General features: G+C 30.6%; 12 protein-coding genes. 7 read left to right on the forward strand and 5 right to left on the reverse strand.

The genetic code is table 11. The annotated features are described in order from the left end of the window. Both ACOYLP_RS06890 and ACOYLP_RS06895 read left to right on the forward strand, forming a co-directional pair. On the forward strand, nucleotides 1-1,415 hold a 1,415-nt coding region (locus ACOYLP_RS06890), incomplete at its 5' end, for an OmpA family protein (RefSeq protein WP_422855447.1). A 76-nt stretch (nucleotides 1,416-1,491) separates the two neighbouring features. Further along, a complete protein-coding gene (locus tag ACOYLP_RS06895; RefSeq protein WP_422855448.1) occupies nucleotides 1,492-1,884 on the forward strand; it encodes a glyoxalase in 393 nt (130 codons plus the stop codon). Nucleotides 1,885-2,027: 143 nt separating this feature from the next. Here ACOYLP_RS06895 and ACOYLP_RS06900 read toward each other — a convergent pair whose 3' ends face one another. The 4 genes from ACOYLP_RS06900 to ACOYLP_RS06915 form a co-directional block, all read right to left on the reverse strand. Next, nucleotides 2,028-2,573: a hypothetical protein gene (locus ACOYLP_RS06900; protein ID WP_422855449.1), complete on the reverse strand. Its 546-nt coding sequence runs from the start codon at nucleotides 2,571-2,573 to the stop codon at nucleotides 2,028-2,030. Between the two features lie 45 nt (nucleotides 2,574-2,618). Beyond that, nucleotides 2,619-3,101, reverse strand: a complete 483-nt coding sequence (locus tag ACOYLP_RS06905) for a hypothetical protein (protein ID WP_422855450.1) — start codon at nucleotides 3,099-3,101, stop codon at nucleotides 2,619-2,621. 108 nt (nucleotides 3,102-3,209) lie between these two features. Then, entirely contained in the window at nucleotides 3,210-4,592 is a 1,383-nt protein-coding gene (locus tag ACOYLP_RS06910; protein WP_422855451.1) for a sensor histidine kinase, read from the reverse strand. A 5-nt stretch (nucleotides 4,593-4,597) separates the two neighbouring features. Then, the gene (locus ACOYLP_RS06915; RefSeq protein ID WP_422855452.1) at nucleotides 4,598-5,263 is read right to left on the reverse strand and encodes a response regulator transcription factor; all 666 of its coding nucleotides are present in this window, start codon (nucleotides 5,261-5,263) and stop codon (nucleotides 4,598-4,600) included. A gap of 265 nt (nucleotides 5,264-5,528) precedes the next feature. On the opposite strand from ACOYLP_RS06915, the gene ACOYLP_RS06920 reads away from it, so the two are divergent. From ACOYLP_RS06920 to ACOYLP_RS06930, 3 genes are all read left to right on the forward strand, one after another. After that, on the forward strand, nucleotides 5,529-6,356 hold the full coding sequence (locus ACOYLP_RS06920) for a phosphatase PAP2 family protein (protein WP_422855453.1): 828 nt from the start codon (nucleotides 5,529-5,531) through the stop codon (nucleotides 6,354-6,356). After that, entirely contained in the window at nucleotides 6,343-7,863 is a 1,521-nt protein-coding gene (eptA, locus tag ACOYLP_RS06925; protein ID WP_422855454.1) for a phosphoethanolamine--lipid A transferase EptA, read from the forward strand. Before ACOYLP_RS06920 ends, eptA begins: the two co-directional genes overlap by 14 nt. Before the next feature lie 278 nt (nucleotides 7,864-8,141). Next, nucleotides 8,142-9,095, forward strand: a complete 954-nt coding sequence (locus ACOYLP_RS06930; RefSeq protein WP_422855455.1) for a hypothetical protein — start codon at nucleotides 8,142-8,144, stop codon at nucleotides 9,093-9,095. Between the two features lie 44 nt (nucleotides 9,096-9,139). Here the strand turns inward: ACOYLP_RS06930 and ACOYLP_RS06935 are convergent, their stop codons facing one another. Further along, nucleotides 9,140-11,116: an alpha-ketoacid dehydrogenase subunit alpha/beta gene (locus ACOYLP_RS06935; protein WP_422855456.1), complete on the reverse strand. Its 1,977-nt coding sequence runs from the start codon at nucleotides 11,114-11,116 to the stop codon at nucleotides 9,140-9,142. Nucleotides 11,117-11,354: 238 nt separating this feature from the next. On the opposite strand from ACOYLP_RS06935, the gene ACOYLP_RS06940 reads away from it, so the two are divergent. Together ACOYLP_RS06940 and ACOYLP_RS06945 are read left to right on the forward strand one after the other, a co-directional pair. Beyond that, a complete protein-coding gene (locus ACOYLP_RS06940; protein WP_422855457.1) occupies nucleotides 11,355-11,687 on the forward strand; it encodes a translation initiation factor in 333 nt (110 codons plus the stop codon). 49 nt (nucleotides 11,688-11,736) lie between these two features. Continuing rightward, complete coding sequence (locus ACOYLP_RS06945; RefSeq protein ID WP_422855458.1) at nucleotides 11,737-12,603, forward strand: nucleoside phosphorylase; 867 nt, start codon at nucleotides 11,737-11,739, stop codon at nucleotides 12,601-12,603. Nucleotides 12,604-12,712: the final 109 nt, after the last annotated feature.

Genomic DNA, 12,712 nt, shown 5'->3' on the forward strand with positions numbered 1-12,712 from the left:
TGGAAACATTTATATTTGTAAACGATTTTAACAACTTTACTAATAATGGAAAATCAAACTATATGAAGAACTACCAACTTTTAATTATAGTATTATTTTGTATTTCTTTGTCGTCTTACGCTCAAAAAGACCAAAAAGATAATGATAAAAATTTAGAGCTTACTTCTGTAGAAACTAACAATGAAATTGATGGTGATACATACAACAAATGGTCTTTAGAGTTTGATTTAGGACAAAGCAGAGGTGGAAGACCTTATTCTGAAGGTTATTTTGGTAGTGATCCAGGTAAATTTTTAGGAGGTTTTCAAATAAATCACTATGGTTTAGGAGTTAGATATATGCTTAGCCCTAAGTTTGGTTTGAAATCGCATTTTTCTTATGATGATATTAAAAAACTTCCAGGTTCTGAAAGTAAAGAATTTAAATTAGAGCACTTACAATTATCTTTAGAAGGAGTTGTAAATGCTATGAGACTTTTTGATTTACAAAATGAATTTAGACGTTTTGGATTATTATTTCATTTTGGTATACAAGTATCACAAATGTCCCCTCAAATGAATATTAACAAAGGGAAAAAAGAGTTGAACGGAGGATTAATAGTTGGAGTTACTCCTTCTATTAGGGTTTTAAATAATTTTAGTATTTTTTTAGACGTAGCTTTAAATTCAAACATCCGTCAACATCTTAATTGGGATGGATCTTATTCAGATCCTAACAATAACTTAATAGGTAGTTTGTTCACTACGTCTCTCGGTTTTTCTTATTCATTTGGTAAAGATAAAATACATGGTGATTGGGCTATTATTAAGGAAATAAATGACAAACGCTTAGATTCTCTTAACAATAGAATTGGAGAAATTGAAACTTTAATGAATGACAGTGATAAAGATGGTGTTCCTGATTATCTTGATGCTGAACAAAATTCAATTGCTGGTGTTGCTGTTGACACCAAAGGAAGAATGGTTGATAAAAACAATAATGGAGTACCTGATGAGTTAGAGAGATATGTTAATAATTCTATTAATAGTAATAACAATGCTACAGCTAGTATGGCAACAGAAAATGCAGTACTGCAACTTATTAATGATGGTTACATTGCAGCTTACTTTGAAACTACCAAAGCAACACCAAATAGTGCATCAGCTAGTAATATTGGATTTATTCTTAATTATTTAAAAAACAATCCAGGAAAAAATGTTGAGATTGCTGGTTATGCAGACCAAACTGGAGATTCAGAAACTAACAATAAGTTAGCTAACGATAGAGCTCAGAATGTTAAGTCTATATTGGTTAAAGCAGGCATAAGCGAATCAAGAATAACTATTATGTCAAGAGGTGAAGATGATTCTGTAGATAAAAAATCTGATTGGGCTAAACGATTAGTGCGTAAGACAGTATTCAAAATCAAACAATAATTAACAATTAATTATTAATAACTATAATTAGCCTCTGTTGAAAAACAGAGGTTTTTTTAATTTTAAATTAAAAATAATGGAACATAGAGATACATACATGCTTGAACTTAGAGGTAAAACCTTTGGGATAATAAATAATCAATCTTCATTAGAAGAAGTATTTCAAAATAGAACCCTTCGTCCAGTTCTTAAAATGCAAAATGATTTATTTATTCAAGTATTTATTAATTATGCTGTAAAACAAAAAAATGTGTTTTTTAGTCTGACTCCCGAAAAAAAAATGATTTATATAGAAAACGTTATTCAACGAGATATAAAGTTCAGAAATTCTCTAAAAGGTATGATAATAGCGCTTTTTACATTAGATGAATATGCTGAATACATTCGAATATCTTCCAATTTGAATAAGCGAATGATGAATATGCTTGTTGAAAGATTAAAAAGTCAATTACAAGTTATTGAACAATAGATGATAAATTGACAAAAATTAAAATCTATAATCTATTTGAAGGGCATTCGAAAACTTGGGAATGTTTCTGTTTTCATATTACTATTCGAACTACATATAGCAGTTTTGCCAATTAATTTAAGTTCGTTTTAGATTTGTTTTTTTTATAGGTACTGTCTCTTGATCTCTATAAAACGCTTTTCGGAATATATCAATTCATTGACAATTATCTTTCTAAAAACTTCTAAATCTTGATATTTTAAATGCTTTGTCCAATCTTTTTCGTTTAATACCATTTTAATAATTTGGATTGTTTTGGCAGTTTCTTTGGCATTTCGTATGACTATTTTTTCTTGTATTTCAGTACTTAATTTATGATAGAAATTAACATCTTGTGTTTCAAAATCTACTTTGATAAAAAATAGTTTTGAATTATCATTATTGGAATAAAAATCGGTCCAATTGGCATAGCCAACAATAGTTTTTTGATTTTTAAACTTATCTAATGGTATTAGTCGCCAATGGCAATTGGCAACTCTACCCCAATGATTAGAAATACGATACAATCCATCAGTGGAAAAAATATACTGACTTCCTGATTTGCTCTTATAACTAATTTTTATGTCGTTAATTTCACTAAAAAGTACCTCTCTCCAAATACAGAAAGTATACGAATGAAAGTTCTGTTTGTTATATATTTTATTTTCCAAAAATAGTATTGTGCCTTTTTTAATTTACTTAAAACTTCAATTAATTTACTCTTTATCTTCGACTTCAGAACTCTGAGCTTTTTGAATATTGGCTCTAATTTCTGTATGACGAATTTCACCTCCTGAAGTTCCGACACTCTTGGCTAAAACTACACCAACAATAGCAATTACTAATGCTACATAAGGTATTAATTTAGCTTTGCTATAGTTTTTGAGATTAGCGTAAAGTCCAAATAACGATACCGCTCCTAGTACATATAAAACAAGTGCCAATTTTTCTGCAAATTCTTCATGTTCGTGAATAATTTGCTTGCCTACATTTGGCATATCTTCCACTATTTCTTCTGCGCCTTCTCCAGTAGACATGCTTATGAAAGTGAAAATCGCTGTAACAATAAAAATAACATAGGATACATTTTTAACTGCGTTGTTTTTAAAAATTATTACCGCTATTAAAATTCCCAATCCAAAATTGGTCCCGATAATTGGAAAATGGTTTACCAATAAATGTAAGTGTGCGTCGTTCATATTCTTTGTTTTTTGATTAATAATGAAGTCGAAGTTATAACTTTTAAATACTCTTTTAGATTACAAATATCATACTCATCTTATTTAGAATCAATATAGTGACTTTGCTTATTTGGCAAAACTTAAAATCACTTTTGTACCAACATTTTCTTTGCTTTTAATTTCTAAATCTATTTGTAGTAATAAGCATAATCTTTTAACAATAGATAATCCAAGTCCAATACCTTTAATTTGAGGATGTTGATTGGATTTTGAACGATAGAATTGGTCAAATATTTTCTCTAAATCTTCTGATGCAATTCCAATCCCGCTATCTGAAATAGTGAAAACTATTGCTGTTTTTGTTTCTTTGATATCAAAGTTTATAATTCCGCCCAATTTTGAATATTTTATGGCATTGGTCAAAACATTATTTACAATAATCGAAAACAAATAAGAATCGGTTTCAATATAGTAATCCTCTGTAAATAAAGTAATACAGCTTAGTTTCTTTTCACTAATTATTGTAGAATTTCTAGATACAATATCTAAAAATACAGCATTTAGAGAAACTCTTTCTGTTTTTAATGACTGTTTTTGATTTTCGAATCGTGCCAATAAAAGTAACTCGTCAACCAAATGGTTCAATCTATTAACTTCATTAATACAGAAAACTATTTTCTCCTTATATTCTTCCTGATTTCGAGGCTTTCTAACCAATACTTCCAATGTTCCTTTGATAACTGCTAAAGGCGTTCGAAGTTCGTGCGATGCATCTGAAGTAAATTGTTTTTCACGTTCAATGGCATTTTCTACTCTATCTAATAGATGATTTATCGTATCGGCAAGTATATGCAATTCATCTTTGTTTATTGGTAAAGGAATCCTGGATTTCAAATTATCTTTAGTAATAATATTTGACGTTTCAATAATAGCACTAATAGGTTTAATACTTCTTCCTGCAATAAATCGGGCAATGAGAAACAATACTAGAAGAATTAATGGATAAGCAAGCATTAAAATAATAAAAAGGTTATTTAATACCATGGCAGAATCTTCTAGTGACATGGCAATAATCATAAACCCAATAATTTTAGTGTTTTGATATAAAGGAACTTGTATCTGTCTAACTGAAGTATTTTCTAACTTTCCATCAAATAAAACATTATTAATAGCTTCCGGATAATAGTTTAATTTTTTCTGTTTTAGATTAGGAGATTTATCAACAAGTGCACCCAATTCATCCACAAACTGAATAAATGCCGGGCTGATGTCAACTTTGTTGAATTGTATCTTCTTCCAATGCTTTTCTCTAATGAGAAGTACACAATTTTCTTTAACTTCAATTTCTTTTAAGTGCTTGGTAACTTCGGTTTTTATATCATCGTTAACTTTGATGTATACGCTAAATCTAACTATGTAATAAATAACAAAGAACACCACAAAAATCAATAGTGCGGTAGTAATAATATAATTAGAAGCTATTCTATTTTTAAAAGAAAGTTGTTGCATTTTTTTTAATCGTTAGCAATGTAGCCCACACCGCGAATAGTTTTAATATAATCTTCGTCAACCTTGAGGTTCAACTTTTTTCGGATGGCATTCATAAAAACATCAATTACTCCAGTATCATAATCAAAATGAATGTCCCAAACATCCTGAATAATTTGGGTTCTAGAACAAACATTCCCTTTGTTTTTTACTAAATAAGTTAACAAATCAAACTCTTTTTGGGTTAGAGAAACGTCGCATTTGTTTACCATTACAGTATGTTTTTGGAGGTTGATTTCTATTGGTCCAAGCGTGAGTATTTCCTGATCTGCTTTGTCTCTCAATTGCACTTTGATTCGTTCTACTAATTCGTCAAAACTGAAAGGCTTTTTGATATAATCATTAGCCCCTGTTTTCAAACCTTCCACGGTTTCTTGAACCGTATCTTTGGCTGTTAAAAAAATTATTGGGGTTTTAGAATTTGTTTCTCTGATTTTTTTACAAACCTCTAATCCAGTTATTTCAGGTAGCATCCAGTCTAACAGTACTAAATCAAATTTCTCGTTCTGAAAAAGTGTCAAACCATCCAAACCATTAGTTGCAGTAGAAATTTGAAAGTTTTCTTCTTCCAATCCTTGTTTAAGAAATTGAAGAATTCCTTCTTCATCTTCTATGATAAGCAGGTGTTTCATTGAATTTATTGTAGATTTTTGCTAAAGGTAAATTTAATTTAAAATTTACAACTAATGCGCATTTTATTTTAATCAAATTTTAATTATCGTTTAAATAAATTAGAACATCTAATTAGTAGTGAAGCATAAATTTAGTTTATTTGTGAAAAAATAAATATCCTGTTTTATATATCAAATTAATAAGTGAATAATTTCATATTAAAATATTATAACATTTGAAATAATTAGATTAAAGTAAATCTGAAAACAAAATACAAAATACAAAATGAACGAAAAGATAATAGCTAATTTTTCCAAACTCAGACCTTCTTTATTTGTCCTCCCCCTATTTTTCTTAATGATAATTGTTGTTTTTCTTTATAGTCAAAACTCTTTATCTATTATTAAATATGTACAAATTCAAAAAAATTGTTTCTTATTCCTTAATTCAAAATTATCACAATTCCCAAATACTATATATAACCTGACTCAGTTTGGAGATGCCCTTATTTTTTTATCATTCTTAACTATTTTTATTATTTACGCTCCCAAAATTTGGGAATCATTACTATCAGCTTCACTTGTTTCGGCAATATTTTCTAGAGTACTAAAAAATATTTTTGCTATACCAAGACCTGCCGAAGCATTTGAAAATAATAGTTTTGTAATCGTCGGAAGAAGATTGCCTGGTTTCAGTAGTCTGCCATCAGGACACTCAATTACAGTTTTCACTATACTTACAATTCTATTTTTTGCATTTATGCCTAAAAAGGTGCATTATAAAATTTCATTTGGTTTTCTTATGATCAGTTTAGGGATTGTTTTAGATTTTACCAGAGTTGGTGTTGGAGCTCATCATCCTTTAGATGTTATTACAGGCAGTATTATTGGTTATATATGTGGACTTATAGGTATTTTTATATCTCGAAAATATGAAATTTGGTCATGGATTAACAATAAAAAATACTATCCTATTTTTATTTTATTGTTTATAGGTTGTTGTATTGTTTTACTTAACAAGATAATAAATGAAAATCTAATTATATTTTATTTTGCCTTAACTAGTTTAGTCATTTCACTATATAAAATTATTACTGTTTATGTTAAAAAATAATTTGAAAATAACTCATTTTGTACTCGTAATGAGTTTACTTAATTTTTTATTCTTTCATCTTCCATTTTATAAATTTGTTATTAATAATGTTGATTACAAAAGCGGAAACGGTATTTTACTTATTTTTAGTTTAATGCTACTAATGTTGGTTTTAAATGCTTTTGTTTTTTATCTAATTTTTTCTCTCTCGCAATATGTTGGAAAATTTTTATTAGTCTTATTTTTTATTATTAACTCCATTGCGGTTTACTTTATCAATACGTATAGTGTTATCATCGATGAAAGTATGATTGGTAATGTATTCAACACCAAATATGAAGAGGCCAGTAGTTTTTTTTCCATAAAACTAATAGTATATATTGTTTTACTTGGAATTATTCCAAGTATTTATATCATTAAAGCTAAAATAATTACGGTAACATGGAAAAAGTTTTTAACCACCTCCTCACTCACCCTTTTATTTATTCTAACAATAGTATTTGTGAATGCTACCAATGTACTTTGGATTGATAAAAATTCAAAAACATTAGGAGGTCTTGCAATGCCTTGGTCTTACACAGTGAATATTTCTCTTTTTTATACGCATCAATATCAAAAAAATCAAAAGGAAATTTTATTACCCAACGCAACCATAAAGGACAACCAAAAATCAGTTGTAGTATTAATTATAGGGGAATCTGCAAGAAGCCAAAATTTTTCTTTATATGGGTACCAAAAAAATACGAATCCACTTCTTTCCAAAATACCTAATGTATTTCATTTTGAAGCAAACTCTTCAGCAACTTATACTACCGCTGGAGTAAAATCTATTTTAGAGTATAAAGACACGAATGATTTATATGAAATCTTACCTAATTATTTATACAGAAATAATGTAGATGTTATTTGGAGGACATCTAATTGGGGAGAACCGCCTGTTCATATAAAAAAATATCAAAAAAAAGAGGAATTAAAGGCAAATTGCAAAGGAGAACTATGTGATTATGATGAAATTCTTTTGAGTGGATTAAATGAACAAATACTTACTAGTAAAAAGAATAAAGTATTGATTGTACTTCACACCAGTATGAGTCATGGCCCTACCTATAGTAAAAAATATCCGCCACAATTTGAAACTTTCAAACCTGTTTGTAATAGTGTTGAATTAGGAAAATGTTCTCAAACAGAGCTTATCAACGCTTACGATAATACTATTGTCTACACGGATTATATTTTATCTAGGGTAATTGAAGATTTAAAACAATTAAAAGAGTTTAAGAGTGCCATGATTTTTGTTTCAGATCATGGGGAATCTTTAGGCGAAAAAAATCTATATATGCACGGATTACCTATGAGTATAGCTCCCAAAGAACAATATGAAATTCCTTTTATAGTATGGGTTTCCGATGGTTCAAAACAACTAAAGCCTAATAAAATAGTATCACAAAACCATGTCTTTCATAGTGTTTTAAATTTTTTAGGTTTACAAAGTCCTATTTATGATGAGAAAATGAACATTTTTAACTAAAGTTATAAATGTCTATAAAAAATATATCATTTTTTCAACTCTAATTATTTTATGTTAATAGAAATATCTACTTTACTTATAAATAAAAAGAGTTATTATTGCTAGTAGATTTAGTCAAACTGAATTTTTAATTTGAAAATCAACACTTTACATTTGATTATTTTCTTTGTTATCTCAGAAGTGCTGAAAAATATTATACCATATTTAATTACCAAAACAATATGCTCCAAAAACAGCTCGAACTAACAAATGAACAAACTTCCCCACTCTTCCGAATAATGTCAATTCAGAATAAAGATGAGCCACACAGAAGGCATTTTGAAAACAATATTTGTGCTTTCCATATTGGCAATGGTTTTATTCTTTCTGTGGCTCATAATTTAAATACAGAAGCCAAACTTTTCAAATCAATAGATAATGGTATTTTTTTAACAGATATATTCCCTTATCTGAATCCTGAGCAAGCCCAACTATTTGAAGCTTGTTATCCATTAGACATTTCTACCGGTAAAAGATATTGGAATAACACTAATGCAAATGATTTTCAGTTAGTAATCGACACCCTAAAGCAAATCAATTTTGACACACGTTGGAAAACGATGATGGAACGTTCTATTTGTAAGCCTTATTTGGTGATACAATTCAAGAACAATGTGTTTTATAATAAAGCGGAATTGAACGCACATTTTAATGCCAATACTTTTTTTGCTGAACCCAGAATAAATCGATACACATTTTTAATAGAAGTCGAATTGGTAGAAGCTTTTTATAATGAAGATATTGCTTTGTATAAAATGGTAAATACACCACAGGCTATAATTGATGTTATACCAAGTCTGGAAATAGATTACACTATTTTAGAAGATAATCAGGAAAACTATTATTTTCTGCAAAGTTCCCCAACCAGTGAAATCGGTAAACTTTTGAACAAAGCCCAAATTGAAGGTTTTACAGAACATTTTGCTATTTTTCAAGAAAGTATTGGCGGTAACTATACTCTTGAAGGATTACGTTATTTAATTAAAGGTTACTTTAGATTTGGTTCATCGGGAGCGCCTTATGTAGTGTATGACTCCAAAACAAACACCTTTAAAGTAAATGCTATTCAAAGTGAAGCTTGCCCAATACAGCTCTCAATAAATAACCAGAGTGAAGGTAATTATCAGTATGTTAATGCTATTGCTTCTCCGTTACAAGTGATACAACAAAGACTCGAAAAGCATTTAAATTAAAAAATATTAAACAATAAAAACGCCAATAAGTGTACTTTATTTATCTAATAAGCCAATAGCTCAATCAACTCCTTCTCAAAACGTTCCTTTGGCAAATATTGATCTTCTAAAGCTTTTACAAATGGAATAGCACTTTCCAAACTTCCTACTCTTCTTACCGGCGCATCTAAATGCTCAAAGCACTGCTCCATTATCATAGCCGAAATATCACTGGCTAAACCTCCAAAAAGGGTATCTTCTTGTAAAATTATTACTTTGTTGGTTTTCTTTACCGAGGCAAAAATGGCTTCAGTATCTAATGGTTGTAAAGTTCTTAAATCCAACAAATCAGCACTTATTTCATGATGTTTTTCTAAGGTTTCTAATGCCCAGTGAACTCCGGAACCAAATGAAATAATGGTTACTTGCGTTCCTTCTTTTAATAAAGCTGCTTTTCCGAACGGAATTGTATAATAATCCGTTGGAACATCTTGGTAAACCGAACGGTATAATTGTTTATGCTCAAAGAACATAACCGGATTAGGGTCATTAATCGCTGTATTCAACAATCCTTTTACATCATAAGGAAATGCAGGATAAACTACTTTAAGTCCTGGCGTTTTGGTAAACCAAGCTTCATTGGTTTGTGAATGAAACGGTCCGGCTTGTGTTCCTCCACCGCATGGCATGCGCACTACCACATCGGCTTTTTCGTTCCAACGGTAATGTTGTTTAGCCAATAAATTCACAATCGGATTAAACCCTGTGGAAACAAAATCAGCAAACTGCATTTCAACAATCGCTTTATAACCATTAATAGATAATCCCATTCCGGCTGAAACCACCGCACTTTCACAAATTGGTGTATTGCGAACCCGATCTTTTCCAAACTGGGCTACAAAACCATCGGTAATTTTAAAAGCGCCACCATATTCCGCAATATCTTGTCCCATGATAACCAAATTTTCATGACGCTCCATAGATTGGCGTAAGGCATTCGAAATGGCATCAACAACTCTAATATTTTCAACTTTATCTGAATGACTAAAATATTCAAAATCATAAGGTTTATAAACGTCACCTAATTCTTCTTCTAGGTTTGCAGTTACTTCCGGTTCTGCTTGCGTAATGGCCCAATGCTCGTCAATTTCATTCTTAATGTCTTTGGTTATTATAGCATCATCTTCATCCGAAAGTACACTGATACGCTTTAAATAATCTCTATAGTTAGCAATCGGATCTTTAACAGCCCACATATCCATTAATTCCTGAGGAACATATTTAGTACCACTCGCCTCTTCGTGACCACGCATTCTGAAGGTTTTAAACTCCAACAATACCGGTCTAGGATTTTCAGCCAAAGATGCTTTGAGTGCTGAAATTTTAGTATAAACTTCTAATATATTATTTCCGTCGATGATTTCACTTTGTATGCCGTATCCTATTCCTTTATCGGCAAGATTTTCACATCGGTATTGCTCATTGGTTGGCGTCGACAGCCCGTAACCATTATTCTCGATCACAAATAAAACAGGTAAATCCCAAACAGAAGCTATGTTCAGTGCTTCATGAAAATCACCTTCTGAAGTTGCTCCTTCACCTGTGAAAACTGCTGTTACTTTCCCGTTTTTCTTTAATTTATTGGCTAATGAAATTCCGTCAGCCACACCTAATTGCGGGCCCAAATGTGATATCATTCCAATAATATTAAACTCTTGTGTACCAAAGTGAAAACTACGATCCCTGCCTTTTGTAAAACCTGTCTTTTTTCCTTGCCATTGAGAGAACAAACGGTGTAGCGGAATATCTCTTCCAGTAAAAACACCTAAATTTCGATGCATTGGTAAAATGTATTCGTCTTTTTCCAAAGCAGCTGTTATTCCAACGGAGATTGCTTCTTGCCCAATTCCCGAAAACCATTTGGATACTTTACCTTGACGTAAAAGGATAAGCATTTTTTCTTCAATTAATCTAGGTTTGAGAAGCCTCTTATATAAATCGAGTAACTGAATATTGGATAATTCTTTTCTATCGAAGTTCATTTGTTTGTTCTAGTTTTAAAGTTTTCAAAAGTAAACATTTTACCCGAAATTATATCAGTTAAAATATCTAATAAAAGCTAAATATTGTTGAGGTCGTTATTATAATAAATTCAAAATATGTTTACATTTGTAATAGCATTTTAATGAAAATAGATTAGAATGTACCTTTTTTAAAAATAGAATACAATAAAGTACGGATTATTTAGTTCGTACTTCATTGTTTTTAGAATTGATACAAATGGATTTACAAGACCAGTTAAAAAAACTATTTCCTGAGCATCAACTTTCTAATGATCCGGAGGAAGTTGAACATAAAGAGCATACTCTTTTTATACAGACAGAACCTATTATTTGCAAGTATGAAAAGCGAAAAGGGAAATCCACCACTATCATTGAAGGTTATGAAGGTAGTGATGAGGATTTTAAACTATTAGCCAAAGAACTAAAAACCAAACTGAGTGTTGGTGGTACTTTTAAAGATAGCGCTATTATCATTCAAGGAGATTACCGAGATAAAATTATGATCCTTTTAAAAGATAAAGGCTTTAAAGTAAAGCGTGTTGGAGGTTGAAAAAATTACGAATTGCGAATTGCGAATAATCAAATAACCGAATAACCAAATGATAAAATCTTCAGAATTAATACTTAACCCAGACGGGAGTGTCTATCACTTAAACTTGAAACCGGAATATATAGCTAATGATATCATCTTCGTAGGTGATCAAAATAGAGTTGAAAAAATAACCCAGTTTTTTGATAGCATAGAATTTTTTACACAAAAACGGGAGTTCAAAACTCAGACAGGCTATTACAAAGGCAAAAAAATCACCGTAATGTCAACAGGAATTGGTCCCGATAACATTGATATTACAATGAATGAATTGGATGCGTTGGTAAATATCGATTTAAAAACACGTATGCCAAAAGAGAATTTAACCTCTTTAAACATTGTTCGTATCGGAACTTCAGGTTCTTTGCAGCATGATATTCCAGTGGACAGCTTTGTGATGGGTGAATATGGTCTCGGATTAGACAACATGCTTCGTTCCTATCTGATTGATGACATTTGTGAGAATGATATGGAAGATGCATTTATCAAACACACCAATTGGGATATGAGAAAAGGAAAACCGTATATCATTAGCTGCTCAGAAACCCTAAAAAAAAAATTTGACAGTAACCAAATCCATAAAGGAATTACCGGAACTGCCGGTGGCTTTTATGGTCCACAAGGCCGAGTCTTACGTTTGACAATTCAAGATCCTGAGTTGAATAGTAAAATGGATAACTTCAAATTCAACGATTCGCGAATGGCAAATCTTGAAATGGAAACTTCGGCTATTTATGGCTTAGGAAAGCTTTTGGGACATAACTGCTTATCATTAAACGCCATCATTGCCAATCGAGCTAACGGAACTTTCAGCGATGATCCATATAAAGCGGTTGATGCTTTGATACAGTATACGTTGGGGAAATTAGCTGAATAGTTTAAACATTAAGAAGTTAAGTCTAGTTAAGGTTTTCATTAAGACTTAATAAACTTAACCCGTTGGGTGAAATTAAATTAATTGATTTTTGATGTTATTCATTGGTCTG

The organism is Flavobacterium sp. (genome assembly GCF_049318325.1).
Taxonomy (GTDB): Bacteria; Bacteroidota; Bacteroidia; order Flavobacteriales; family Flavobacteriaceae; genus Flavobacterium.